The 25,563-nt window shown below is 74.8% G+C and carries 25 protein-coding genes; 5 read left to right on the top strand and 20 right to left on the bottom strand.

Annotation, left to right across the window (positions count from 1 at the left end; all coding sequences use genetic code 11):
- Positions 1-107: 107 nt before the first annotated feature.
- The 5 genes from OMK64_RS13015 to OMK64_RS12995 form a co-directional block, all read right to left on the bottom strand.
- Complete coding sequence (locus OMK64_RS13015) at positions 108-836, bottom strand: DUF72 domain-containing protein (RefSeq protein ID WP_272728802.1); 729 nt, start codon at positions 834-836, stop codon at positions 108-110.
- Positions 837-854: 18 nt separating this feature from the next.
- On the bottom strand, positions 855-1,862 hold the full coding sequence (locus OMK64_RS13010) for a GNAT family N-acetyltransferase (RefSeq protein WP_272728801.1): 1,008 nt from the start codon (positions 1,860-1,862) through the stop codon (positions 855-857).
- Positions 1,862-2,557: a phosphoribosylformylglycinamidine synthase subunit PurQ gene (purQ, locus tag OMK64_RS13005; RefSeq protein ID WP_272728800.1), complete on the bottom strand. Its 696-nt coding sequence runs from the start codon at positions 2,555-2,557 to the stop codon at positions 1,862-1,864. The genes OMK64_RS13010 and purQ overlap by 1 nt, the downstream gene beginning before the upstream one ends.
- Positions 2,554-2,823, bottom strand: coding sequence for a phosphoribosylformylglycinamidine synthase subunit PurS (purS, locus tag OMK64_RS13000; protein ID WP_168678611.1), 270 nt, complete (start codon positions 2,821-2,823; stop codon positions 2,554-2,556). Before purS ends, purQ begins: the two co-directional genes overlap by 4 nt.
- Before the next feature lie 92 nt (positions 2,824-2,915).
- Positions 2,916-4,400 carry an amidohydrolase gene (locus OMK64_RS12995; RefSeq protein ID WP_272728799.1) on the bottom strand — a complete coding sequence of 495 codons (1,485 nt, stop codon included), beginning with the start codon at positions 4,398-4,400 and terminating at the stop codon, positions 2,916-2,918.
- Between the two features lie 35 nt (positions 4,401-4,435).
- On the opposite strand from OMK64_RS12995, the gene OMK64_RS12990 reads away from it, so the two are divergent.
- Entirely contained in the window at positions 4,436-5,323 is an 888-nt protein-coding gene (locus tag OMK64_RS12990) for a DNA/RNA non-specific endonuclease (RefSeq protein ID WP_308201787.1), read from the top strand.
- Between the two features lie 27 nt (positions 5,324-5,350).
- Here the strand turns inward: OMK64_RS12990 and OMK64_RS12985 are convergent, their stop codons facing one another.
- From OMK64_RS12985 to OMK64_RS12965, 5 genes are all read right to left on the bottom strand, one after another.
- Positions 5,351-6,199, bottom strand: a complete 849-nt coding sequence (locus tag OMK64_RS12985; RefSeq protein ID WP_272728798.1) for an ABC transporter ATP-binding protein — start codon at positions 6,197-6,199, stop codon at positions 5,351-5,353.
- Complete coding sequence (locus tag OMK64_RS12980; RefSeq protein WP_272728797.1) at positions 6,196-7,248, bottom strand: FecCD family ABC transporter permease; 1,053 nt, start codon at positions 7,246-7,248, stop codon at positions 6,196-6,198. Before OMK64_RS12980 ends, OMK64_RS12985 begins: the two co-directional genes overlap by 4 nt.
- Complete coding sequence (locus tag OMK64_RS12975) at positions 7,248-8,291, bottom strand: FecCD family ABC transporter permease (protein WP_272728796.1); 1,044 nt, start codon at positions 8,289-8,291, stop codon at positions 7,248-7,250. Before OMK64_RS12975 ends, OMK64_RS12980 begins: the two co-directional genes overlap by 1 nt.
- Before the next feature lie 107 nt (positions 8,292-8,398).
- Positions 8,399-9,430 (bottom strand): ABC transporter substrate-binding protein, encoded by a 1,032-nt coding sequence (locus OMK64_RS12970; RefSeq protein WP_272728795.1) that lies wholly within the window; start codon positions 9,428-9,430, stop codon positions 8,399-8,401.
- A gap of 177 nt (positions 9,431-9,607) precedes the next feature.
- Positions 9,608-10,540, bottom strand: a complete 933-nt coding sequence (locus OMK64_RS12965; protein WP_272728794.1) for a phosphoribosylaminoimidazolesuccinocarboxamide synthase — start codon at positions 10,538-10,540, stop codon at positions 9,608-9,610.
- A gap of 93 nt (positions 10,541-10,633) precedes the next feature.
- Here OMK64_RS12965 and OMK64_RS12960 point away from each other — a divergent pair, with 93 nt between their 5' ends.
- Positions 10,634-12,043, top strand: coding sequence for an AAA family ATPase (locus OMK64_RS12960; RefSeq protein WP_272728793.1), 1,410 nt, complete (start codon positions 10,634-10,636; stop codon positions 12,041-12,043).
- Between the two features lie 122 nt (positions 12,044-12,165).
- Here the strand turns inward: OMK64_RS12960 and purD are convergent, their stop codons facing one another.
- On the bottom strand, positions 12,166-13,461 hold the full coding sequence (gene purD / locus OMK64_RS12955; protein WP_272728792.1) for a phosphoribosylamine--glycine ligase: 1,296 nt from the start codon (positions 13,459-13,461) through the stop codon (positions 12,166-12,168).
- Between the two features lie 248 nt (positions 13,462-13,709).
- Positions 13,710-14,423: a winged helix-turn-helix domain-containing protein gene (locus OMK64_RS12950; protein ID WP_272728791.1), complete on the bottom strand. Its 714-nt coding sequence runs from the start codon at positions 14,421-14,423 to the stop codon at positions 13,710-13,712.
- A 77-nt stretch (positions 14,424-14,500) separates the two neighbouring features.
- On the opposite strand from OMK64_RS12950, the gene OMK64_RS12945 reads away from it, so the two are divergent.
- The gene (locus OMK64_RS12945) at positions 14,501-15,988 is read left to right on the top strand and encodes an MFS transporter (protein WP_272728790.1); all 1,488 of its coding nucleotides are present in this window, start codon (positions 14,501-14,503) and stop codon (positions 15,986-15,988) included.
- A gap of 68 nt (positions 15,989-16,056) precedes the next feature.
- Here the strand turns inward: OMK64_RS12945 and OMK64_RS12940 are convergent, their stop codons facing one another.
- The 3 genes from OMK64_RS12940 to OMK64_RS12930 all read right to left on the bottom strand — a co-directional run bounded on the left by OMK64_RS12940 (position 16,057) and on the right by OMK64_RS12930 (position 18,729).
- Positions 16,057-16,734, bottom strand: a complete 678-nt coding sequence (locus OMK64_RS12940) for a hypothetical protein (RefSeq protein WP_272728789.1) — start codon at positions 16,732-16,734, stop codon at positions 16,057-16,059.
- A 78-nt stretch (positions 16,735-16,812) separates the two neighbouring features.
- Positions 16,813-18,099: an adenylosuccinate synthase gene (locus OMK64_RS12935; RefSeq protein WP_272728788.1), complete on the bottom strand. Its 1,287-nt coding sequence runs from the start codon at positions 18,097-18,099 to the stop codon at positions 16,813-16,815.
- Between the two features lie 201 nt (positions 18,100-18,300).
- Positions 18,301-18,729, bottom strand: coding sequence for a DUF3151 domain-containing protein (locus OMK64_RS12930; protein WP_272728787.1), 429 nt, complete (start codon positions 18,727-18,729; stop codon positions 18,301-18,303).
- Between the two features lie 192 nt (positions 18,730-18,921).
- Between OMK64_RS12930 and OMK64_RS12925 the strand changes: the two genes are divergently transcribed.
- Complete coding sequence (locus tag OMK64_RS12925) at positions 18,922-19,287, top strand: STAS domain-containing protein (protein ID WP_272728786.1); 366 nt, start codon at positions 18,922-18,924, stop codon at positions 19,285-19,287.
- Positions 19,288-19,291: 4 nt separating this feature from the next.
- Here the strand turns inward: OMK64_RS12925 and OMK64_RS12920 are convergent, their stop codons facing one another.
- Entirely contained in the window at positions 19,292-21,421 is a 2,130-nt protein-coding gene (locus tag OMK64_RS12920; RefSeq protein WP_276595992.1) for an ATP-binding SpoIIE family protein phosphatase, read from the bottom strand.
- Between the two features lie 113 nt (positions 21,422-21,534).
- On the opposite strand from OMK64_RS12920, the gene OMK64_RS12915 reads away from it, so the two are divergent.
- Complete coding sequence (locus OMK64_RS12915) at positions 21,535-21,972, top strand: STAS domain-containing protein (protein ID WP_272728785.1); 438 nt, start codon at positions 21,535-21,537, stop codon at positions 21,970-21,972.
- Between the two features lie 100 nt (positions 21,973-22,072).
- On the opposite strand, the gene fbaA is transcribed toward OMK64_RS12915, so the two are convergent.
- The 4 genes from fbaA to OMK64_RS12895 form a co-directional block, all read right to left on the bottom strand.
- Positions 22,073-23,092: a class II fructose-bisphosphate aldolase gene (gene fbaA, locus OMK64_RS12910; protein WP_272728784.1), complete on the bottom strand. Its 1,020-nt coding sequence runs from the start codon at positions 23,090-23,092 to the stop codon at positions 22,073-22,075.
- A 120-nt stretch (positions 23,093-23,212) separates the two neighbouring features.
- On the bottom strand, positions 23,213-23,917 hold the full coding sequence (locus OMK64_RS12905) for a TrmH family RNA methyltransferase (RefSeq protein WP_272728783.1): 705 nt from the start codon (positions 23,915-23,917) through the stop codon (positions 23,213-23,215).
- Positions 23,914-24,543, bottom strand: a complete 630-nt coding sequence (locus OMK64_RS12900) for a GNAT family N-acetyltransferase (RefSeq protein ID WP_272728782.1) — start codon at positions 24,541-24,543, stop codon at positions 23,914-23,916. Before OMK64_RS12900 ends, OMK64_RS12905 begins: the two co-directional genes overlap by 4 nt.
- On the bottom strand, positions 24,540-25,394 hold the full coding sequence (locus OMK64_RS12895) for an SDR family oxidoreductase (protein ID WP_272728781.1): 855 nt from the start codon (positions 25,392-25,394) through the stop codon (positions 24,540-24,542). Before OMK64_RS12895 ends, OMK64_RS12900 begins: the two co-directional genes overlap by 4 nt.
- Between the last annotated feature and the right edge of the window lie 169 nt (positions 25,395-25,563).

The following is a 25,563-nucleotide window of genomic DNA, read 5'->3' as shown; positions in this document are numbered from 1 at the left end:
ACACACCCGGGACCAGGACATGCGGGCAGGCTAACCGCAGCCCGTCGCGACGCACCAGCCCTGTCCGGAACCCGCTCACATGGCGAGAAGGCCACCGTCGCGTCGGGTCAGACGCCGAGCACCCAGCGGAGCGTCCGGGCGTTGCGCACCGCGTTGCCGTCGCCGTCGTTGTTGAAGTAGACGAGCACGTCACGCCCCTGCGCGTCCCACTCGCGGACGCGGTCCGCCCACCAGCGCAGGTCGTCGTCGGAGTACGAGCCGCCGTAGAGCCACTGGTGGTCGGGCCCGTGCATCCGCACGTACACGAACGGTGCGGTCGCGCGCAGCACGCACGGCAGCCCGGCCCCGCTCATGACGCACGACGCGGCACCGTGCCGCTCGAGGATCGCGAACACGTCGTCGTGCTGCCACGACGGGTGCCGCAGCTCGACGGCGACACGCACCCACCACGGCAGCGACCCGAGGAACCAGTCGAGGCGCGCGTCGTCGCGCTGCTGGTCGGGCGGCAGCTGCACGAGCAGCACCTCGCGCCGGTCGCGCAGCGCATGCCACGAGCGGGCGATCCGGTCGGCCCACACCTCGGGCGCGTACAGCCGCTTCGCGTGCGTGAGCCCGCGCGACGCCTTGACGGACATCGTGAAGCCCTCGGGGAGGCGGCGGTTCCAGGACGCGAACGTCGCGTCGCGCGGCCAGCGGTAGAACGACGCGTTGAGCTCGACGGTGCCGAACTCCTGCACGTACCGCGCGAGCCGGTCGTGCGGCGGCATCCCGGGCGGGTAGAGCACGCCCTCCCAGTGGTCGTACGACCACCCGGACGTCCCGACGCGGATCGTCACGGTGCCCCCGCGACGCCGTCAGAGCGTCTTCGCGAAGCAGAGCGACAGCAGGTCGCCGACGTACGGCCCGTACGGAGCGATCGGCCGGTAGCCCTCGTCGACGTAGAGGCGGACCGCCTCGGGCTGGCGGACGCCGGTCTGCAGGAGCAGCGACGTCATGCCGGCCGCGCGGGCCTCGGCCTCGAGCGCGCGCATGAGCGTCCGCGCGAGGCCGGCGCCGCGGGCGTCGTCGTCGACGAAGAGCTTCTTCACCTCGCCCGAGCCCTCCGGGTAGCCGTCGCGCGGACCGCGCAGCGCGACGTGGCCGGCGGGCTCGCCGTCGAGCAGCGCGAGCAGCACGACGAGGACGCCGACGCCCTGCGCCGCGTCGTCGCCGTCGAAGCCGCCCGCGGCGTCCCACATCGGCTGCAGCTCGGGGTAGCGCCAGCCGTTGAACCGGTGCATCGCCCGCCGCAGCGCGAGCGCGCGCGGGTCGTCCCACCCGGTCCGCTCGATCGTGACGCGACCCTCGTAGCGCGGACCGCGCTCGGCCTGCGGCACCGGGACGAGGTACTTCGCGAAGCAGCGCGAGTCCACGACGCCGACGTACTCGCCGTAGTTCTCGATCGGGAAGAAGCCGGCCCGCAGGTAGAGGCCGATCGCCTCGGGCTGCAGCGGGCCCGTCTCCAGGACCAGGCACCGCACGCCCTGCGCCGACGCGAGCCGCTCGAGCTCCGTGAGGATCAGGCGCGAGTAGCCGCGGCCGCGGTGCTCCGGCACGACGTACATGCGCTTGACCTCGGCGGTCTGCGGCTCGAGGTCGTCGTACACCGCGTCGACGTCGCGCAGCGCGCCGATCGCGACCGGCGCGCCGTCGGCGTGCAGCAGCACGACGCCGACGATGTCCTCGCCCGACATCTCGTGGCCGATGTCGTCCTCGCCGTACCGCTCGCGCAGCTCGGCCTGCTGCGCGTCGCGCAGCCGCACCACGTCCGGGTGGTCCCAGGCGACGACGTCGACCGTGACGGCCGGGGCGTCCGCCGTCATCAGCCGACGAGCGCCTTGAGCACCGACGTGAAGAACCGCAGGCCGTCCGTGCCCGTGCGCGGACCCTGGGCACCGTCCGGGCCGAAGCCCGCCTCGACCGCGTGCTCCGGGTGCGGCATGAGCCCGACGACGTTGCCCGCCGCGTTGCTGATCCCCGCGATCCCGCGGCGCGACCCGTTCGGGTTCCAGCCCTCGTACCGGAAGACGACCCGGCCCTCACCCTCGAGCTCGTCGAGCGTGCGCTCGTCCGCGACGTACTGGCCGTCCTGGTTCTTGAGCGGGATCGTGATGTGCTCGCCGTGGGCGTAGTCGCTGGTCCACGCGGTGTCCGTGCGCTCGACGGACAGCACCTGCTCGCGGCAGACGAAGTGCAGGTGGTCGTTCTTGATCATCGAGCCCGGCAGCAGGTGCGCCTCGGTGAGGACCTGGAAGCCGTTGCAGATGCCCAGGACCGGCAGCCCCTTGTGGGCGGCGTCGACGATCTCACCCATGACCGGCGCGAAGCGGCTGATCGCACCCGCGCGCAGGTAGTCGCCGTAGGAGAAGCCGCCCGGCAGCACGACCGCGTCGACCCCGTGCAGGTCGGCGTCGGCGTGCCACAGCGCGACGGGCTCGCCGCCGGCCAGCCGGACCGCGCGCGCCGCGTCGCGGTCGTCGAGCGTGCCGGGGAAGGTGACGACGCCGATGCGGCTCATCGGGCCGCGACCTCGGCGTCCGTGTCCTCGTACACCGCGACGACGTCCTCGATCACCGGGTTCGACAGCACCTGCTCACCCGCGGCGCGAGCGGCGGCGAGGACCTCGTCCGTCACCGGCCCGTCGACCTCGAGCTCGAACCGCTTGCCCTGACGGACCGACGAGAACTGCGCGAAGCCGAGGCGCGGCAGCGCGCCCGCGACGGCCTTGCCCTGCGGGTCGAGGATCTCGGGCTTCGGCATGACGTCGACGACGACTCGTCCCACGGGGGTGCTCCCTGAGTTCGCGGCGGTGGGGGTCGCGGCGAGTCTACCGACCGCCCGCGTCCCCCCGGCCCGGTGTCCGCCAGCCGGAGCCGTCACAGCATCCGGTGGGTCCACCCGCCCGCGACGAGCGTGCCGGCGACGGGCATGTCGCGCAGGGCGCCCGCCGTCCCGCCCCGGGCGACCGGGTCGTCGTCGAGCAGGACGAGGTCGGCCGGGTCCCCGACCTGGAGGCCGAGCGGGCGTCCGTCGACCGAGGCCGCGAGCGCCGTCAGCAGGTCGAGCCGCTGCTCCGGGTGCCACGCGTCGCGGCCGTCGCGCGCCCGCCAGACGGCGGCGTCGACCGCGACCCACGGGTCGAGCGGCGCGACGGGCGCGTCGGACCCGAGCGTCAGCGTCACCCCGGCGGCGTGCAGCGCCGCGAGCGGGAAGGCGCGACGCGTGCGACCGGCCCAGTGGTGGTCCGCGACGTCGCGGTCGTCCATCGCGTGCTCGGGTTGGACGCTCGCGACGACGCCGAGCGCGGCGAACCGTCGCACGTCGTCGTCGTCGAGGAGCTGGGCATGCTCGACGGACCCGGCCGCACCCGAGGCGGCGAACGCGTCGAGGGCGAGCGCGTTGGCGGCGTCGCCGATCGCGTGGATCGCGCACCGCAGGCCGTGCGACCGCGCGTACGCCATGAGCGGCACGAGGTGCTCGGGCGGGACGGACAGGACGCCACGGTCGGACGTGCCGGGGTAGGGGTCGTGGCAGTAGGCCGTCCTGGTGTTGAGCGAGCCGTCGGTGATGACCTTGAGCGGCCCCTGCTCGACGAGCCCGGAGACGCGGTCGCCGGTGTGCAGGTCGTCGCGCACGACGCGGTCGAGGTACTCCTCCCAGACGCCGGCGCGCACCCGCAGGACGTCGGGCCGGGCGGCCGACCGGCGGCGCCACACGTCGAGGTTGTCGGCGATCTCCAGGTCGACGACGCCGACGACCCCGCGCGCGGCGGCGGCCAGCGCGGCGTCGTGGACCGCCGCGTCGGCGACGTCGTCGGTCACGTGGTCGACCGCACCCTGCAGCGGCATCCAGTCGCCCTCGCGCAGCAGACCGCCGTCGTGCGCGCCGACGCCGAGCATCCGCAGCCCGGCCGTCGACAGCCACGCGCAGTGCAGGTCGCCGGAGACGAGGACGACGGGCACCTCACCGACGGCGGCGTCGAGCAGGACGGTGGTGGGCTCGTCGGGCCAGAGGCCGTCACGGAAGCCGAAGCCGACGAGCGGCGACCCAGGTGCGGGTGGTGCCACGTCGAGCCGCGCCCGCACGAGCGCGACCGCCTCCGCCGCCGACGCCGCGCGCGACACGTCGAGCCGCTGCCGCGCGAGCGCCCACTGGGTCAGGTGCACGTGCGCGTCCCACAGACCGGGCAGCACGTGGCGACCGTCGAGCTCGACGACCTCGACCCGCGGCCCGGCGGCGTCGCGGAGGTCCGGACCGAGCGCGGCGACGCGCCCGTCGCGCAGCAGGACGTCGACCGGGCCTGCGTGCCCGACACGCCGCGCGGCACGCAGCAGCAGAGGGTGATTTGTCGCGATTGTCATGTGCTGCGCGCCGAGCCCGCCGCTACCGTCGTCATGTGAGCACCGTAGGGGGCGGCATGGATCACGCAGGGTACGACCCGTTCTTCCTCGGCCCTCCGTTGCCGCTGCCGGTCACGCCGCGGCCCACGGAGGACCTCCCGTCGACGCACTTCACCGTGCAGTTCGACCCGCAGCACAAGCTCGCCGCGGCGACCGCGGTCAACATCGACGGCGGCCAGCTGCTCGACCTGCCGCGCAACGACAGGTGGGAGCTCGACCCGCGCGTGCCGGCCGACCGGCAGGCGGGACCCGACGTCTACCGGAACAACCGCCTCGACCGCGGGCACCTGGTCCGCCGCGCCGACCCCGTCTGGGGCGCGCCGGACGTCGCGCAGCAGGCCAACGTCGACACGTTCCGCTACACGAACGCCGCGCCGCAGGTCGACGACTTCAACCAGGGCAAGCAGCTGTGGGTCGGCCTCGAGGACCACGTGCTCGAGTACGCGGAGACGTGGCGGCAGCGGATCAGCGTCTTCACCGGTCCCGTGCTGCGCGACGACGACCCCGTCTACCGGGGCGTCGGCGTGCCGCGGCACTTCTGGAAGGTGGCCGTGTGGGCGACGCCCGACCCCGACGCACCGTCCGCGGGCGTCCCCGACGACAGGGCGCCGAAGCTCAGGCTCGCGTCCGCCGGGTTCCTCGTGGACCAGTCGCCGCTGCTCGCCGGGCTCGAGCTCGACGAGGCGCAGCGCGCGGCGCGGGACGTCGACGCTCCCCCGCCGCTCGGCCCCTTCCGCACGTTCCAGGTGCCGGTGTCGACGATCGAGAAGCTCACCGGGCTCGACCTGGGCCCGGCCGTGGAGGCGGACGTGCTGCCGCCGACGCGCGCGCTCGGCGAGAAGGCGTGGGTCTCGCTGACGGAGCCGTCGGACATCGTCGTCTGACGCGGGACCCGGCGCCGGCGCCGGTCCTCAGGCGCGCGCGGCGGCCCCGCGCAACGGCACGACCATGGGCGTCCCGGTCTCGGGGTCCGGCACGACGCGACACGCGAGCCCGAACACCTCGCGCACGCGCTCGGCGGTCACGACCTCCGCGGGCGGTCCCTCCGCGACGACGCGCCCGTCGCGCATCGCGACGAGGTGCGTCGCGTACCGCGCGGCCTGGTTGAGGTCGTGCAGGACGGCGACGAGGGTGCGGCCCTCCTCGTGCAGCCGCGCGCACAGGTCCATGACCTCGACCTGGTGCGCGATGTCGAGGTAGGTCGTCGGCTCGTCGAGCAGCAGCAGGTCGGTCTCCTGCGCGAGGGCCATCGCGAGCCACACCCGCTGGCGCTGGCCGCCGGACAGGTCGGACACGTAGCGGTCGCGCAGGTCGGCGACCTCGGTCGCGTCGAGGGCGTCGGCGACGGCACGGGCGTCGGCGGGCGACCACTGCCGCAGGATCCCCTGGTGCGGGTAGCGGCCGCGCGCGACGAGGTCGCCGACCGTGATCGCCTCGGGCGCGACGGGGCTCTGCGGGAGCAGCGCGAGCCGTCGGGCGACGTCCTTGCCGCGCATCTTCTCGACGGGCCGCCCCTCGAGCAGCACCTCGCCCGCGCGCGGCTTGAGGGTGCGGGCGAGCGCGCGCAGCAGCGTCGACTTCCCGCAGCCGTTGGGGCCGATGATGACGGTGAACGACGCGCGCGGGATCGCGACGGACAGGTCCCGGGCGACGACGAGCTGGTCGTAGGCGAGCGTGAGGTCGCGCGCTTCCAGCGGGGACGCGGCGGCCGGGCCGGTCCCGTCGCCGGGCGATCCCGGTGCGGCGTGGGCGGTGCTCATGCGGCGCTCCTCCTCCACTCGCGCACCAGCAGGAACGCGAGGTAGACGCCGCCGAGGGCGGCGGTGACGACACCGACCGGGAACTGCTGGCCCGGGACGGCGTACTGCGCGATCAGGTCGGCGACGACGAGCACGGCCGCACCGGTGCACGCCGCGGCGGCGATCCCGGGCCCGGTCGACCGCGTGAGCCGGCGGGTGATCTGCGGGGCGGTGAGCGCGACGAACGCGATGGGCCCGCACACGCTGACGGCGGCACCGGTCGCGAGGACGCCGACGACGACGGCCGCGGTGCGGACGGTCGACGGCCGGACGCCGACCGCGGTCGCGGCCTCGTCGCCCATCTCGACGACCTGCAGCGGTCGGCTGAGCACGAGCGCGAGCGGGAGCAGGACGAGCAGCGCACCGCCCACGACGGCCGCGTCGGTCCAGGTCCGCGCGAGCAGCGACCCGTTGATCCAGATCGCGACCTCCTGCGCGTCCTCGCGGTTGCCGCGCGCGAGCGCGAGCTGCACGAACGCGAGCGCCATCGCGCCGACGGCGATCCCGGTGACGACCATGCGGTGCGGTGCGGCGAACCCGCGTCCGGTGCCGAGCCACACGGCGACGACCGCGACCACCGCCCCGAGCACGGCACCGACGGGCACGGGCACGACGCCGGGCCAGACCAGGGCGGCGGCGACCGCACCCGCGGCGGCACCGGACCCGAGGCCGATGACGTCGGGGCTGCCGAGCGGGTTGCGGGTGACGGACTGGAACAGCGCACCGGCGACGGCGAACGCGGCACCGGCGGCCGCGGCGACGGCGAGCCGCGGGAGCGCCTTGGTGAACAGCGCCCACTCCTGGATCCGCGAGCCGTTGCCCGCGAGCACCGTGGGCAGCTCGGCGAGCGGGATCCCGAGCCTGCCGGCGCTCACCGTCACGAGTGCGCCGACGACGGCCGCGACCAGCGCGGCGACGCCCACGACGACCGGCCGGACGCGCCAGCGCAGCGAGACGCCCCGCTCGCCGGACCCGAGGCGCAGCACCCGCGGCGGACGACTCTGGAGCATCACAGCCCCATCCGGCCGCGCCGCACGGCGGCGACGAGGAACGGCGCCCCGACGAACGCCGTGACCGCGCCGACCATGAGCTCGCCCGGCCGCGCCACGACCCGTCCGACGACGTCGGACACGAGCAGGAGCACCGGCCCGAGCAGCGCGCAGTACGGCAGCAGCCAGCGGTGGTCGGAGCCCGTGAACGAGCGGACGACGTGCGGCACCGCGAGCCCGACGAACGCGATGGGCCCGACCGCGGCGACGGCCGCGGCGCACAGCAGCGTCGCGGCGGCCCCGCCGAGCAGGCGTGTGCGTCCGGCGTGCAGCCCGAGCGACGTCGCCGACTCGTCGCCGAGTGCGAGCGCGTTGAGCGGCCGGGCGAGCAGCGCGCACAGCACCAGCCCGACGACGACGAACGGCAGAACCTGCCCGGCGAGCCCGGGCGGCCGCCCGGCGAGCGACCCGACGACCCACACGCGGTAGGAGTCGAACACGAGCGGCTGCGTGAGCGACACGGCCTCGACGAGCGCGACGAGCACGGCCGACACCGCAGCCCCGGCGAGGACGAGCCGCACGGGGGTCGCGCGTCGACCGCCGGACCCGATGAGGTAGACGGCGACCGCCGCGACCAGAGCGCCGGGGATCGCGGTCCACACGGACTGTCCGGCCACGGGGCCGAGCACGAGGATGCCGAGGACGACGGACGCCGACGCGCCCGCGTTGACGCCGAGCAGCCCGGGGTCACCGAGGGGGTTGCGCGTCAGCCCCTGGATGACGACGCCCGCGACCGCGAGCGACGCGCCGACGAGCACGCCGAGCTGCGTGCGGTCGACGCGCGACGCGACGACGCTCGACGTGTACGAGTCGTCGGGGTGCAGCAGCGCGGACCAGACGTCACCGAGCGGGACGGACTTGGCGCCCACGGCCAGGCTGAGCCCGACGGCGAGCGCGAGGAGCGCGAGCGCGCCGACGAGACCGGCGGTGAGCACGAGCGCGCGCGAGCCCCGCGCGCGCAGCGGCTGCGCGTGCGGGGCTCGGGGAGCGGCGACGGTGCTCATGGGTGCACGGTACGGAACGGGTCGCCCGCGCGACGGCGGTGCGTCGCCGGGGCAGGGCCCGCATCCGCCCGGCCGGATGCGCGTGGCGACCGGCCGGGCAGTTCCGGTCAGACCTTCTCGGCGCCTGCTGCGATGAGCGGCAGGTACGCGTCGAGCGCCCACGGCAGCGACAGCGGCGTGGCGGTCGTGACGGCCATGCCGAGCGAGCGGTCGAGCATCGGCACGTACGCGCCCTTCGCGAAGGACGGGATCTGCGCGAACAGCGGCTGCGCCTCGGTCGCGGCCTTCTCCGCCTCGTCCCCGAACCACGTGAACAGCAGCTGGACGTCGGCGAGCTGGTCCGCGTTCTCGAGGCCCAGGCTCGACGTGAACGTGCCGGGCGACGGCTTGAGGTCCGCGACGGACGGCGCGAGCTCGAGGCCCAGGTCCGTGAGCAGGTCGACGCGCGGGTCGCCGGGCAGGTACACGTCGAGGCTGCCGGGCGTGCCGGCGTAGACGTACGCGAACGAGACCCCGGCGAGCTCGGGGTTCTCGAGCGCGGCCTCGTCGATCGCGTCCTGACGCGTCTTCAGCAGCGGCTCGGCCTGCTCGGGGACGCCGAGCGCGGTCGCGATGATCTCGACCTGCTCCTCGATCGTCGTCTGCCACGGCTCCTCCGGGTACGCGACGACGGGCACGACCTCGGAGAGCTGGTCGAAGACGTCCTGCTCCAGGCCGGACTGCGGCGCGAGGACCAGGTCGGGCTCGAGCGCGACGATCGCGTCGACGTCGAGCGGGTACGCGGCGATCGCCTCGGGCAGGTCGGCGTCGCGCTCCTCGACCGCCTCGCGGAACCACGGGTGGAAGCCGTCCGCGTCGCCGCCCCACGTGTCGGCCTCGATGCCGACGGGCACCGTGCCGAGCGAGAGCGCGATGTCGTCCGCACCCCAGCCGAGCGTCACGACGCGCTCGGGCTTCCGCTCGATGACGGCCTCGCCGAGCGCCGACTCGATGGTCACGGGGAACGTCGTGCCGTCGCTCTCGGTGCTGCCGGGCCCGGGGGTGGCGGCGTCGTCGTCGGACGAGCCGGCGCACGCGGCGAGCGCGAGGGTCAGCGCGGTCGCGACGACGGCGACGGCGGAGCGGCGCAGGTGGCGCACGGGGGTACTCCCATCGGTGAGGGCGGGCCGACGCGGTCATCCCGTGACGGCCGGCGGATGAGGCAAGCCTAACCTCGCCTCGAAGGCCTCCGACGAGACCCGGATGTCGTCCTGCTCACACCCGCGCACCGGCTGCGCCGCGGCACCCGGAGCGGGCGGACCCGCGTGCGCGCCGCCTCAGAGCGGCAGGGGCGCCCCTGTCAGTCGCTCGAACGCCTCGAGGTACCGGTCGCGCGTGCGCTCGACGACGTCCGCGGGCAGGCTCGGCGGCGGCACGTCCGACCCGCGGTCCCAGCCCGACGCGGCCGACGTCAGCCAGTCCCGGACGAACTGCTTGTCGAAGCTCGGCTGCGCCCGGCCGGGCTCCCACGCGTCCGCGGGCCAGAACCGCGACGAGTCCGGCGTGAGCACCTCGTCGCCCAGCGTCACCGCACCCGTCGTCGGGTCGGTGCCGAACTCGAGCTTGGTGTCCGCGAGGATCACGCCCCGCTCGCGCGCGACCGCCTCGGCGCGCGCGTACACGGCGAGCGTGAGGTCGCGCAGCGTCGTCGCGGTCTTCTCGCCGACCTGCGCGACGACCGCCGAGAACGGCACGTTCTCGTCGTGGTCGCCGAGCTCCGCCTTCGTCGCGGGCGTGAAGATCGGCTCGGGAAGACGCGACCCGTCGACGAGCCCGGCCGGCAGCGGGATGCCCGTGACCTCGCCCGAGGCGCGGTACTCGACCAGCCCCGAGCCCGTCAGGTAGCCGCGCGCGACGCACTCGACGGGGAACATCGTCAGACGGCGGCACACCATCGCGCGCCCCGCGACGGCCTCCGGCACGTCCGTCGAGACGACGTGGTTGGGCACGAGGTCGGCGAGCTGCTCGAACCACCACAGGCTGAGCTGCGTGAGCACGACGCCCTTGCCCGGGATCCCCGGGGACAGCACGTGGTCGTAGGCCGAGACCCGGTCGCTCGCGACGACCAGGACGACGTCACCGTGCTCCGCGGTGATCGCCGCACCCGCGGCGGAGTCGTCGGGGACGTACAGGTCTCGCACCTTGCCGGAGTACGTGTGCGCCCAGCCGGGGAGCGCGACGGACGGTTCGGGCACGACGGCGGTGGTCACCGGCCTAGTGTGACGTGCGCGGCACAGGCGCCGTGCACGAGTCCACCAGACGAGGCCACCGTGATGGCCGCCCCCCGGCAGGAGGTCCGCGCGATGCCCGACGCTCACCTGGACGAGTTCCTCCGCGCGTTCCGCACCCTCGCGGACGCCGCCCAGGCCGCGCAGGCGCAGCGGACGGACGAGATCACGCCGCTCGTGCCGGTCCTGCGCCAGCACCTCGGTCGTGACCCGCGGGGGCTGCCGGTGCTGACGGAGGTCGTCCCCTTCCTGCGCCGGGTCGACGCGGACGTCGCCGTCGCGGCGGTCGTCGAGGCGCACGGGGGCGGGCGCCTGATCGGCATCGGCGGCGGCGAGCAGCGCATGCACTCGTCGCTCTCGGAGATCCTCAACACCGCCGGCCAGTGGGCCGCGCACTTCCCCGTCGGCGCGGTCGACTACGAGCGCACCGCGACCGGCCCGGACAGCGAGCGGCGCGTCGTGGCGTTCGGGCTCACCCTGCTCCGGGTCGACGACGAGCCGGTCGTCCTCGCCCAGCGCCTCAACAGCCCACGGCACGAGGGCCAGGGCACGATCGAGGTCCTGTGCGCCGACGACGACCTCGCGGGCGCGCTGCTCGCCGAGATCCGCACCGCGATGACCGAGCGGTCGGTGCTGCGTGGGCAGGTCGTCACGTTCCAGGGCTCGCCCTACCAGCCGGGTGCGGGCGGCGTGACGTTCGTGCGGCGGGAAACCGTGCCGCGGGCCGACGTCGTCCTGCCGGACGGGACCCTCGACCGTGTCGAGCGCCAGGTCCTCGCGGTCGCCCGGCACCGCGACACCCTCCGCGACGCGGGCCAGCACCTCAAGCGTGGCGTCCTGCTCTACGGCCCGCCCGGCACCGGCAAGACCCACACCGTCCGGCACCTCGTCGGCGCCGCCGAAGGCACGACGGTGATCCTGCTGGCCGGGCCGTCGCTCGCGCTCGTGTCGCTCGCCGCCGAGACCGCCCGCGCGCTGCAGCCGGCGATCGTGGTGCTCGAGGACTGCGACCTCGTCGCCGAGGACCGGTCCTTCAGCCACGGACCGCAACCGCTGCTGTTCGAGGTCCTCGACGCGCTCGACGGGCTCGCGTCGGACGCCGACGTGACGTTCCTGCTCACGACGAACCGGGCGGACCTGCTGGAGCGCGCGCTCTCGCAGCGACCGGGCCGCGTCGACCTGGCCGTCGAGATCCCGCTGCCCGACGACGACGCGCGCCGCCGCCTGTTCGCGCTCTACACGCGCGGGCTGCCCTTCGGCGACGACGTCCTCGACCGCGCGACCGCGCGGACGTCCGGCGTGACCGCATCGTTCGTCAAGGAGGCCGCCCGACGGGCCGTGCTGCTCGCGGCCGAGGCCGGGCGTCCGGTCGGCGACGAGGACCTCGACGCGGCCGTCGACGAGATGCTGCAGGACTCCGAGCGGGTCACGCGCTCGCTGCTCGGCGCGGGCGACCCGCCCCTGGAGGAGGCCTCCGCGTTCTGACCGCCGGCCGTCGACTGCGCGAGGACGCGTCGGCCGTCGACGCCGGCGGGTCCGGCAGGATCCACGCAGCCGCGCTGCTCGACGTACGGCACGAGCACCGGCGAGCGCGTCGGCGCTCGCCGTCAGAGCGCGGCTGCGGCCTCGGCGATGTCCGTGCGGTGGTGCGAGCCGGCGAGCTCGATCTGCGCGACGCCCGCGTAGGCGGCCGCACGCGCGGCGGCCAGGTCGGCGCCGACGCCGACGACGGACAGCACGCGGCCGCCGTTCGACACGAGGTGGGCGCCGTCGACCTGGGCGTCGTCGTCGCCCGCGGCGTTCTGGCGCAGCGCGGTGCCCGCGTGCAGGACGTGCACGCCCGGGAGCGCCTCGGCGTCCTCGATCCCGGTGATCGGGTCGCCGCCGCGGACCGTGCCCGGGTAGCCGTGCGACGCGACGACGACCGTCACGGCGGCCTCGTCGCGCCACTCCAGCGGGGGCAGGTCCGCGAGCGTGCCCGTCGCGGCCGCGAGCAGCACGCCGGCGAGCGGCGTCGCGAGGCGGGGCAGGACGACCTGCGTCTCCGGGTCGCCGAACCGCGCGTTGAACTCGACGACCCGCGTGCCCTTCGACGTGAGCGCGAGGCCGCAGTAGAGGACGCCGACGAACGGGGTACCGCGGCGGGCCATCTCGTCGACCGTGGGGCGCGCGACGAGGTCGAGGACCTCGTCGACCAGGCCGTCGGGCGCCCACGGCAGCGGCGAGTACGCGCCCATGCCGCCCGTGTTGGGACCGGCGTCGCCGTCGAGCGCGCGCTTGAAGTCCTGCGCGGGGACCAGCGGGACGACCGTCGCACCGTCGGACAGCACGAACAGCGACACCTCGGGCCCGTCGAGGTACTCCTCGACGACGACCCGGCCGCCCTCCTTCTCGACGCACGCGCGCCCGTGCTCGAGCGCGACCGCGCGGTCGTCGGTGACGACGACGCCCTTGCCGGCGGCGAGCCCGTCCTCCTTGACGACGTACGGCGCACCGAACGCGTCGAGCGCCGCGGCGACCTCCTCGACCGTCGACGCGACGCGCGGCTCGGCGGTCGGCACGCCCGCGGCGGCCATGACGTCCTTCGCGAAGGCCTTCGACCCCTCCAGGCGCGCGGCCTCGGCGGACGGCCCGAACACGGGGATGCCGGCCGCGCGGACGGCGTCGGCGACGCCCGCGACGAGCGGGGCCTCCGGGCCGACGACGACGAGGTCTGCGCCCAGCTCCGTGGCGAGCGCGGCGACCGCGGTCCCGTCGAGCTGGTCGACCGCGTGCAGCGTGGCGAGGGTCCCGATGCCCGGGTTGCCGGGCGCGGCGTGCAGCGCCGTGACGGCCGGGTCGAGGGACAGCGCACGGACGAGGGCGTGCTCACGGGCACCGGTGCCGACGACGAGGATCTTCACGGGCGCCGAGCCTACCGAGCCGCGACCGCGACCCGACCGCCCGTCCGACGACCGGTCGCCGCCCCCGCGCCACCCGGCTGGACGCCCGTCTCGCCCGCCCCGTCTCCTGCACTGCGCTGCGGGGTCGATACCGACATGGGTGCCGTTCGCACGCCCGGAACGGCAGCCATGTCGGTATGAACACGGGCCGCTGGACCGGGGCGAGCCGGCTGGCCCGGCGGGCCGGGCGGTGACGGCGGGGGTGCGGGTCAGGTCGTCGGCTGGGCGGGGTCGTCGGCGGGGAGCGGGAGGCCGTCGAGGTAGATGCGGTAGCGGCGACGCCCCTCGGTCTGGCCCGCCTCCTTGCGTGCCTTCGCGGCGTCGATGTGCTGCTCGAGCACGCGCTGCACGGCGGCGATGACGTCGTGCGCCTCGGCGGGCGTGAAGTCGGTGGTGATGCGGTCGTTGATCTGCGCGTCGTCCCACTCCGGCTCGTGCGGGGAGGACATCCAGCGGGTCAGGACGTCGGCACGGTCGGCGACGACGGCCTGCAGCATCATGCGCGCGGCCGGTGCGGTGGCCGGGTCCTCGAGCATCGCGTGCCCGTCGATGCTGAAGCCGACGGGCTTCCACCACCGCTCGCGGCCGCCGGTGTGCTCGGGGTCGTCCTCGACGAAGCCGAACCGCTCGAGCTGGCGCAGGTGGTAGCTCGTCTGGCCGCTGCTCTCCCCCAGCAGCCGGCCGAGCCGGCTCGCGGTCGACGGGCCGATCTCGCCGAGCAGGTTGTACATCGCGATGCGCAGAGGGTGCGCGAGCGCCTTGAGCGCCTCGGGCGAGATCGGTCGCTCGGCGAAGAGCGTGAGCCGGTCGGAGGCGTCACCGGCGGGGGCGGGCGACGCGGCTGCGGGCGACGCGGTCGCTGCAGGGTCGGCGGCGGGCGCAGGCGTGCGCGCGGCGTCGTCGGGGGTCTTGCGCTCGGCCATGTGCAGAGATACCTTTGCAAAGTCTTCTCTGCAAAGAACCCTTTGCAGAGCTTCCTCTTCAATCCTAGGGGCGCACGATGAGCACGCAGCACTCCCCCGCCGCAGCCGCACCCGTCGAGCCGCCGGTCGAGCCGTTGGGTCGCCGGTTCACCGCCGCCCTCGGCGCCACGGGCGCTGCCAACCTCGCCGACGGCGTCCTCGGCATGGGCGTCCCGCTCGTCGCCCTCACGCTGACCCGCTCGCCCGGGCAGATCGCCCTCATCACCGCGGCCGCGTGGCTGCCCTGGCTGCTGCTCGGGCTCGTCGCGGGCGTGCTCGTCGACCGGCAGGACCGTCGCGTCGTGCAGATCGTCGCCATGACCGTCCGCGCTGCGGTGCTCGCCAGCGCCGTCGCCCTCATCGCCACCGACCGCCTCACCATGACGGCGCTCGTCGTGATCGCCCTCATCTACGGCGCCACCGAGGTGTTCGCCGACCTCGCCGCCGGGGCACTCGTGCCCGACCTCGTGCCGCGCTCGCGGCTCGGCGCCGCCAACGGCCGCACGCTCGCCGTCCAGACCGTCACCAACTCGTTCGTCGGTGCCCCGATCGCCGGCGCCGTCCTCACGCTCGGCACCGGCTGGGTCTTCGGCGTCCCCGCCGCCCTCGCCGTCGCCTCCGCCGTGCTGCTGTGGCGCGGCATCCCCGGCCGCTACCGTCACGCACCCACCGAGCGGAAGCACGCGGGTCGCGAGGTCGTCGAGGGCGTCACGTTCCTCGCGAAGCACCGCGTCCTCGGCCCGCTCCTGCTCTCCGGCTCGCTCATGAACATGGCCAGCACCGGCTACTTCGCGGTCTTCGTCCTCTGGGCGGTCGGGCCGGGGTCGCAGCTCGGGATGCGCGCCGAGCACTACACGCTCCTCGCCGCGACGCTCGCCGTCGGCGCCGTGGGGGGTTCGTTCGTCGCCGAGGCCCTCACGCGGCGCGTCGGCGAGGTGCGCCTCATGCTCGGGTGCTGGCTCGTGAACAGCCTGCTGCTGATCGTGCCCGTCCTCGTGCGCAGCGTCGGGGCCGTCGCCGTCACCCTGTTCCTGCTCGGCTTCACCAACACGATCGGCAACGTCATCTCGATGTCGATGCGCCAGCGGATCGTCCCCGCCACGATGCTCGGCCGCGTCGGCGGCGCCGGACGCACCCTCGGGTACGGCCTCATGCCGGTCGGCGCGCTGCTCGCCGGGATCGTCGCCGAGACCTGGGGTCTCGAGGCCGTGTTCGTCGGCGGCACCGCGCTCGCCGTCCTCGCGACGCTCGGCTCGATGGCCGTCGTCCGCCAGCGCCTGGTCGACGAGGCCGAGGCCGCCGTCCTCGCGGCCGCGCCCCGCACCGAGGACGACCGGCACGACGACACCCCGTCCGATGACGACGTCGACGCCCCGTCCGACGTCGACAGCCACGCGACGACGGCCGCCGACGGTCGACCCACCGCCGCGCACGACGAGACCGTCACCCCGGTGCGCACGACGGACGAGCCCGCCCCCACGGACGTCCGGCCCGTCACGCGCTCCCTCGCGGAGGCCACCGCCTGACCGGCGAGGGCACCGACGGCACCCGGCCACGGGAAGGGGCGGGTGCCGTCGGCGTGCGCACCCGGGCGTCAGCCGACGCGAGAACCGCGGGCACGACGCCCTGGACGACGTCCGCGCAGCCGCTGGGCTGTCCGCTGCACCGCCGGCACGACCACGACACCGCACCCGGCCGAGACGACGCCGACGGCAGCGAGAACGAGGCCGAACCACGACGGCTCCTGCGCAGCCACGGTCACGAGCACGGCGCCCGCGGCGACGACGAGGAGGCCGACGGCCGTCGCGAACGCCTCCAGCGGACGCAGTCCGCCGAACCGGGCACCGGGGTAACGCGCCCGCAGCACCGCGGCCGGGTCGCGGTCGTACCGGAGCTCCAGCCCTGCGACCTCCGTCAGGCGACGAAGGGCCGCCAGGTCGACCTCGAGCGGGCTCGCGGTGCGCGTCGACCATCCCCCGACCTGCCCGACGACCGCGCTCGCGTGGTCGAGCACGAGCAGGCACTCCCACTCGGGGTCGGGCGCTGACCCCGTCGACAGCAGGAGCGCGGAGTGCACGTGCACGAGCGCATCCGCGTCGCGCGGGCCGTCGCCGATCGGCACGGCGAACGACCGGCGACCGTCGTCCACGTCCTCGTACCGGAGGACGCCGTCGGTGACGGTCAGCCGTCCCGCCACCCGGGAGGTGCCCGACCGACGGTTGCGCCGGCCGTGCCGGATCTCGAGAGCGGCCTCGCCCTCGGGTGCGGTCATGGCGCGCTCACGGACGATCACCGACGCGCTCGTGAGCCCGCACCGGCGTCGCGGGCACGAGCACGGCCGCCGCGCAGCTCAGGCGAGGAGGTCGTGGCGGATGATCGTCGCCTCGCGGCCCGGGCCGACGCCGATGGACGAGATGCGGGTGCCGCTGATCTCCTCCAGCCGCTCGACGTAACGCTGCGCCGCGACTGGCAGGTCGTCGAACTCGCGCGCGCCGGTGATGTCCTCGGTCCAGCCGTCGAGGTACTCGTAGACGGGCTTCGCGTGGTGGAAGTCCGACTGGTCGGCGGGCATCTCGTCGTGGCGGGTGCCGTCCACGTCGTACGCGACGGCGACGGGGATGCGGTCCTTGCCGGTGAGCACGTCGAGCTTGGTGAGCACCAGGTCGGTGAGCCCGTTGACGCGCGCCGCGTACCGGACGACGACCGCGTCGTACCAGCCGGTGCGCCGCGGGCGGCCCGTCGTGGTGCCGAACTCGCCGCCGGTCCGGCGCAGCCACTCGCCGTCGTCGTCGAGCAGCTCGGTCGGGAAGGGGCCCTCGCCGACGCGCGTCGTGTAGGCCTTCGCGACGGCGACGACGCGGTCGATGCGGGTCGGGCCGACGCCCGAGCCGGTGCACGCGCCGCCCGCGGTCGCCGAGGACGACGTCACGAACGGGTAGGTGCCGTGGTCGATGTCGAGCATCGTGGCCTGGCCGGCCTCGAACACGAGCGTCTTGCCGGCGTCGAGCGCCTGGTTGAGCACGAGCGGCGTGTCAGCGACGAACGGGCGCACGCGGTCGGCGAAGCGCAGCAGGTCCTCGACGGTCTCGTCGACGGTGATCGCGCGGCGGTTGTAGACCTTCACGAGCAGGTGGTTCTTCTGGTCGAGGGCGCCCTCGACCTTCTGCCGGAGGATCTTCTCGTCGAACAGGTCCTGCACGCGGACGCCGACGCGGTTGATCTTGTCCGCGTACGTCGGGCCGATGCCGCGGCCGGTGGTGCCGATGCGGCGCGAGCCGAGGAAGCGCTCGGTGACCTTGTCGAGCGTGCGGTTGTACGGCGCGATGACGTGCGCGGCCGACGAGACGAGCAGTCGCGAGGTGTCGACGCCGCGGGCCTCGAGGGCCTCGATCTCCTGGAACAGGACCTCGAGGTCGATGACGACGCCGTTGCCGATGACGGGGACGACGCCGGGCGACAGGATGCCGGAGGGCAGCAGGTGCAGCGCGTACTTCTCGCCACCGACGACGACCGTGTGGCCGGCGTTGTTGCCACCGTTGAACTTCACCACGTAGTCGATGCGCGAGCCGAGCTGGTCGGTCGCCTTGCCCTTGCCCTCGTCGCCCCACTGGGCGCCGAGCACCACCACTGCAGGCATCTGTCACCACTCCTACCTGCCTGCGATGCGGGGACGCACGGCGGAGACCGACCGACGAGGGCGGCGCTTGCACGTGGACCCGGGCACGGGCGGCAGTGACCCGGTACCTCCGAGAGGCTACCGGACGGTCAAGGAACGGTCATGGCCGGTCCCGCCCGCGGACGCGGCGCGCGCGCCGTCGGGCGGGTCCGGCGACGCGCGTCAGCGCAGCCCGGCGACCTCCTCGGCCGACGTCCCCGAGTCGACGAGGAACTGCTCGCACCGCTGCGACTCGTCGGTCTCGCCGATCGCCTCCGCGGCCTCCGCGAGCGCCAGCAAGGCCCGCAGGAAGCCCTGGTTGGGCGCGTGGTCGACGGGGACCGGCCCGCGTCCGCGCCAGCCGGCGCGGCGCAGCCCGTCGAGGCCACGGTGGTAGCCGGTGCGGGCGTACGCGTAGGCGGCGACGGGGTCGCCCTCGTCGGCGAGAGCACGCTCCGCGAGCAGCGCCCACACGAGCGACGACGACGGCGCGATCACGACGACGTCGCGCGGCGACGAGCCGGCGGCGAGCGCCGCGCGCGCGTCGGCGTCGGGCCCGTCGGCGGGCAGACGGGTCGGGGCGGGTCCGTCGAGGAGGTTCTCGTGGCTCATGGGCCCAGTCTGTCCCCACGGCGCGCCGGACGTGCTCCGTCCGGGGGACTTCGGGGTCGCGACGGGGCGATCCGGGTGCGTGTCCAGGTGCACCGGATGCGCAGGTGTGGGAGCGCAACTACAGTCGATCCGCCGGAGCCCCTCCCGGCGCCCCGCAGGAGCTGGGTGGCCCCTCGAACCCGGTGGATGTCCATGATCGAGATCTCCACGTCGTCGACGACGACCACGCTCGTCATCACCGGCGACCTCGACCTCGCGGAACGCGACCAGTTCCCCGAGGCGGCGGCCCGCGTCGTCGGGCTGCGTCGTCAGCTGCTCGTGATCGACATGTGCGGCGTCACCTTCATGGACTCGACGGGGGCCGCGTTCCTCATCTCGCTCGCCGACGCCAGCCGCAAGCGCGGCGGGGCGACGGTCCTGCGCGGCGCGGACTCGCGCGACCTGTTCGTCATCGAGATCTGCGGCGCGACGGAGCTGTTCCGCATCGACGCCGACCACCGGTGCGCGCACGGCACCGAGCAGGACGTCGTGCAGCCGGACGGGGCCCCCGCGCTCTGACGCGTCAGCGACCCGTCGGCGGCAGCGCCCCCGGGCGGACCTTCGCCCACACGAGCTTGCCGCCGCGCGACTGCCGCCAGCCCCAGTCCGCGAGCCGCTCGACGATCTGCATGCCGAACCCGCCGACGCGCCCGGGGTGGCCGTCGGTGGACACGGGCGGTGCGGGGTTGCCGTCCTCGACCTCGATGCGCAGCCCGTCGCCCGTGTCGTAGAGCTGCAGCGACACGTGGCCGAACCCGTGCAGCACGGCGTTCGCGACGAGCTCGGACACGACCAGCTCGGCGTTGGCGGCGTCGGGGATCTCCCACGCCTGGCAGGTGCGGACGACCGCGTGCCGGGCACGGCCGATCGACGCGGGCTCGTTGGGGAGCGACCAGCGCCGCCGGCGCGGGCTGCGCGCACGTTCGAGGTGGTCGCGCGGGTCAGGGACGCGCACGACGACGACGGCCACGTCGTCCTCGGGGTGGTCCGCGAGCCGCGACAGCAGCTCCTCGCCGATGCCCGCCGCGTCCCGGGCCGTGATCCTCGACGCCACGCCCGCGAGCGCGGCGAGGCCCTCGCGCAGCCCGCGGTCGCGCCGCTCGATGAGCCCGTCGGTGTAGTAGACGAGCACGTCGCCCTCGACGAGGTCGAGGCTGCTCGTCGTCCGGACGCCGTCGCCGAAGCCGATGAGCGCACCGCCCGCGTCGCGCAGCTCGGTCGCGACCCCGTCCCGCACGTGCAGCACGGGCAGGTGTCCGGCGCGCGACCACTCCAGCCGCCAGCCCTCGTCACGGCGCGTGAGCGTCGACAGGACCAGACCCGCGGAGCGCGGGATCCGCATGCCGGTGACGAGCTGGTCGACGCGCTCGAGCACCGGTCCCGGCGTCGTGATGTCGAACGTGTAGGAGCGCACGATCGAGCGGAGCTGGCCCATCGCGGCGGCCGCCTCGACGTCGTGCCCGACGACGTCCCCGATGACGACGCCCGCGACGTCGGGCGCGATCTGCAGGACGTCGTACCAGTCGCCGCCGACCTGGACGTTCTCCGAGTTCGGCGCGTAGTACGTCCACACGTCGAGCCCGTCGACCTCGGCCTGCTCCGGCAGCATCGCGCGCTGCAGGGTCTCGGCGAGGCGGTGCTCGCGGTCGTACAGGCGCGCGTTGTCGAGCACCAGCCCGACGCGGCGCGCGGTCAGCTCGAGGATCGTCATCGCCGACGTCTCGATCGCCCGCAGCCCGCCGTCGTCACGCGGGACGACCGCCATGAGCCCGAGCACGCGCCGGCGGCCCGGCACGGGGAACACGACGGCGCGACCACCCGCGGCCGCCGGTCGCCCGTCGGTCGGGTGCAGCACCTCCGTCCGCACGTGCTGCGCGAGCCACTCCGACGCGCTGCCGCACGCGTAGACGGCGTCGAGCGCGAGGTCGACGGGCCGGTCACGCTCGCCGTCGAGCAGCATCTGCACCACGTCGGGCGCGTCGGGACGCGGGCCGCGCGACGGCGTGCGGAAGGCGTCCCCGCGGTGCCCGCGGCCGGGGCCGCCGTCGATGCCGTCCGCGGCGCGCAGCCCGCGGTCGTTGAGGAAGAAGCCCGCCCAGCCGACGACCGCGTGCCGCAGGACCATCGCGATCTCGCGCAGCGCGTGCGGGTCGTCGACGTCCATCAGGAGGTCCGACACCTGCGCGATGAGGCCGAGGCTGCGGCGCTCGCGACGCTCGGCCTCGACCAGCGCCGCCTGCTCGGCGTCGTGCGACAGGCGCTCGGTCATGTCCTGGAACGCGGCGACCCAGTACTCCGGCTCGTCGAGCGCGGTCGGCACGGGCGCGAGGTGCACCTGGCACACGAAGCGCGTGCCGTCGCCGCGGTCGAGCTCGAACGTGGGCGAGAACGGCTGGCGCGCGAGCAAGGCCTGCGCCAGCTGCGTCGCCCGGACCGTGTCGCGCGCGAGCTCGGCGCGGATCGCGGGCTCGCGCTCGTGCGCACCGTCCAACCCGTACCCGACGGCCCGCTCGAACGCGTCGTTGACCCAGACGGCGGTCAGCACCGCGTCCCGCGCCTCGAACAGCCCCATCGGCACGGCCGTCGCCGCGAGAGCGCGCGCGTGCAGGTCGAGGGCCACGGACGACGTCGGGGCGGGCAGACCACCCGACATCGGATCCGCGTGGGAGTTGACCACCACCACCTCCGATCGTCTAGCGTGCCGAACTGGGCGAACCGTCGAGGAAGTCGACGTACGCCTTCGAGGCCGGCACCAGAAGGAGCACTGTGCGCGACGGTAACAGCAGCAACCCGGACGAGTCGGCGACCGCCGACGACGTGGCCGGTCGCGTCGTGGGTGAACCCGGTGCGGTCCATGTGATCGTCGGCACCGACCGCACGCGCATCGTGCTCTCGGGCGAGGTCGACGCCGACCTCGGTCCCGAGCTGCAGGAGGCGACCGCCGAGGCCGAGCAGGTCGGTCTGCCGATCGAGGTCGACGCCCACCACGTGACGTTCATGGACTCGTCGGGCGTCGCGTTCCTCGCGCGCCTGTCGATCCGCAGCCAGCACCGCGTGCGCCTCCTGCGCGTCCCGCCGACCGTGCGGTTCCTGCTCGAGGTCACGCGGATCGGTGAGCTCCTCGACGTCGTCGAGGACGCGGACGACGCGGCGTTCCAGCCGGTCGGCGACGCCCCGGCGACGAACGGTCCGACGACCCCCTGACGCCCCTCCGGCACGTCATCGGCAGCGACCGCCGACGACGCCTCGGACGTGACGACGGGCCCCGACCACCTGGTGGTCGGGGCCCGTCGTCGTCAGTGCGTCAGAGCTTGTGACCGGCCGAGCGGAGCTGCTGCGCCGCCTCGACGATGCGCTGCGCCATGCCCGCCTCGGCGAGCTTGCCCCACGCGCGGGGGTCGTACGCCTTCTTGTTGCCGACCTCGCCGTCGACCTTCAGGACGCCGTCGTAGTTCTTGAAGAAGTGGTCGGCGACCGGACGGCTGAACGCGTACTGCGTGTCCGTGTCGATGTTCATCTTGATGACGCCGTTGTCGACCGCCTCGGCGATCTCCTCGGCCGTCGAGCCCGAGCCACCGTGGAACACCAGGTCGAAGGGCGAGTCCTTGCCGACCTCGGCGCCGACGGCCTTCTGGATGTCCGCGAGGATCGACGGGCGCAGCTTGACCGCACCCGGCTTGTAGACGCCGTGCACGTTGCCGAACGTGAGGGCCGTCAGGTAGCGACCCTTCTCGCCGACGCCGAGCGCGCGGACCGTCGCGAGACCGTCCTCCGCCGTCGTGTAGAGCTTCTCGTTGATCTCGGCCTCGTGGCCGTCCTCCTCGCCGCCGACGACGCCGACCTCGATCTCGAGGATCGTGCGGGCCGCCTGCGAGAGCTCGAGGAGCTCCGCCGCGATGACGAGGTTCTCGTCGAGCGGGATGTCCGAGCCGTCGAACATGTGCGACTGGAACGTCGGGTTCTCGCCGCGCTTGACCTGCTCGGCCTCCAGGGCGATCAGCGGGCGGACCCACGAGTCGAGGTTCTTCTTGACGCAGTGGTCGGTGTGGAGGGCGACGGTGATGCCGTAGCCCTTGGCGACCTCGGTCGCGTACGCGGCGAGCGCGATCGAGCCGGCGACGCGGTCCTTCACGGTCGAGCCGGACGCGTACTCCGCGCCGCCGACGGAGACCTGGAGGATGCCGTCCGACTCGGCCTCCGCGAAGCCCTGCAGCGCGGCGGTGACGGTCTGGGACGACGTGACGTTCACGGCCGGGTAGGCGAACTTGCCCGCCTTCGCCCGGTCGATCATCTCGGCGTAGACCTCGGGGGTGGCGATGGCCATCTGCAGCACTCCTGCGTTCGTAGGACGGTGTCGCCCACAGTTTGCCACCGTTCGGCAAAGGGCCGGTCGGGACGTCCTGCCCACGGACACCCGCGCGGCGGCCGGTAGCGACGGCCCTGGCTACGCCGCCGGGGGCGGTCCCGCGTGCTGCGCGACCCAGGCGTGCATCGCGATCGCGGCCGCGGCGCCCGCGTTGATCGAGCGGGTCGAGCCGAACTGGGCGATGTGCAGGACGTCCTGCGCGGCCGCACGCGCGGCGCCGGACAGGCCGACGGACTCCTGCCCGAACAGCAGCACGCAGGCGCGCGGCAGCGGGTAGCCCTCGAGCGGGACGGAACCGGGGAGGTTGTCGACGCCGAGCACGGGCAGCGGGCTGCCGCCCGTCCCCGCGGTCGCGGCCCAGGCGAGCAGGTCGTCGACCGTCGGGTGGTGCCGGACGTGCTGGTAGCGGTCGGTCACCATCGCGCCGCGACGGTTCCAGCGGCGTCGGCCGACGACGTGCACCTCGGCCGCGAGGAACGCGTTCGCGGTGCGGACCACCGAGCCGATGTTGAGGTCGTGCTGCCAGTTCTCGATCGCCACGTGGAACGGGTGGCGCCGGGTGTCGAGGTCCGCGACGACGGCCTCCACCGTCCAGTAGCGGTACCGGTCGACGACGTTGCGCCGGTCGCCGTGCGCGAGCAGGTCAGGGTCGTAGCGGGGGTCGAGCCCGCCCGTCGCCGGGTCGCGCGGCCACGCGTCCGGACCACCGGGCCAGGGCCCGACGCCGACGTCGGCGGGTGCGTCCGCGCCGCGCTCGCCGGTCGGCTCGTCACCGGGCGTCACGCGTCGACCGTGCCGTCGCCGGTCAGGCGGTACCGGCGGCACGGCACGTCGACGGTCACGCCGGGCGCCACCTCGACGCGGTGGTCGAAGGGCCCCTCGTCGGACCAGCCGTGGCGCTCGTAGAAGCGGCGGGCGCGGGCGTTGCCGGGCGCGACCGCGAGCCAGGGGTGCGCGTGACCCGCCTCGGCCGCGACGCGGGCGGCGTCGGCGAGGAGCGCCGCGGCGACGCCGGTCCCCCGCGCGCTCGCGTCGACGTAGACCTGGTCGACCTGGTCGCCGACCGTCGTGGCGAACCCCACGACGTCCCCGCGCAGGACAGCGACCCGGGTGTCGGGCACGAGACCGGGCGCGCGGTCGACGAACGACTGCGGGGTGCGGTGCCGGGTCAGCTCGTCGGGCACGTGCCCGTCGTGGGCGTCGTGCCACCCCGTCGACCAGATCTGCGCCAGCCGCACCGCGTCGTCGGGGACGGCGTCGCGGAGCGCGACGGTGTCGCGCCCGTCGCCCGGGACCGCGCCGTGCGGTGCGACGGGGTCATCGCCGCGAGCGGAGGCGCCCTGCGCGGCCGGGGCGCGTCCGTCGCCGAGGGGCGCGTCGTGGAGAGGGTCGCGCGGGCCGCGGCTCATGCCCGGGCCGTCCGGGCGAGCCACTCGTCGTACGTCACGCGCCCGTAGCGTCCGTCGGGTGCGGTCGCGTCGCCGGACGCGAAGAACGCGCCCCAGCCAGGCAGGGGGACCCCGACGGGCACGCGCCGGGTGTGGTGCGCCGCGGCCCAGCGGCGGGCGAGGTCGGCGCCGTCGAGCTCCTCCGGGCCTGCGACGGTGACCGTGCGGCGACCCGGCTCGCCCTCGTCGCGCGCCTCCCCGTCGAGCGGCGCGTCGAGGCCCGCGGACACGTCGACGACCGCCCGCGCGACGTCGGCGACGTCGATCGGCTGGAGCCGCGCGCCGCGCAGGTACGGGACCGTCCCCGCGCGGCTGAGCGCGCCGGCGAGCGTCGGGCGGCCGAAGAACCGGTCGAAGAAGTCGTGGAACTGCGCGGCGCGCAGGAGCGTCGTCGGGACCGCGCTCGCCTGGTAGACGCGCTCCTGGGCCAGCTTGGTGCGGTAGTACCCGATGGCCGTGCCGCGGTCGACGTTGACGATCGAGAGGACCACGGCCAGGCCGACGCCTGCGTCCCGGGCCGCGAGCGCGATCGACGCGGCGCCGGCCGTCAGGACCTTCGCGGCGGAGGGCGTCTCGCCGTTGACGGTGTCCACGACGACGTCGGCCCCGTCGAACGCGGCGCCGAGGCGCTCGGGCGCGTCGGCGGCGACGGCGTCGGCGGCGGCGTACTCGGCCCCCACGACCTGACGGGACGCCGGCGGGACGTGGCGCGACACGGACCGCACGCGGTGACCCCTCCGCAGCGCCTCCTCGACGACGGCCCGGCCCGCGAGCCCCGTCCCTCCCACGACCACGACCGTCCGCTGCGTCATGCCCCGATCATGCCGCTGCCCTCCCCCACCGCTCACCCCGGAGCCCGCCACATCGCGCCGCCGTCGTCAGCCCGCACCACCCAACTCTTCCCCGCGTCCCCTACTCCGGCGTCGCAGGACGGTGGCGCGCGCTGGCTGCCAGCGGGTTCTCGCCGCCGCCCGGCGCGTG

It is taken from the genome of Cellulomonas fimi, assembly GCF_028527925.1.
Classification (GTDB): Bacteria; Actinomycetota; Actinomycetes; order Actinomycetales; family Cellulomonadaceae; genus Cellulomonas; species Cellulomonas fimi_C.
Note: the sequence above shows the minus strand (reverse complement) of the source record. Positions and strands in the feature narration are given on the sequence as shown.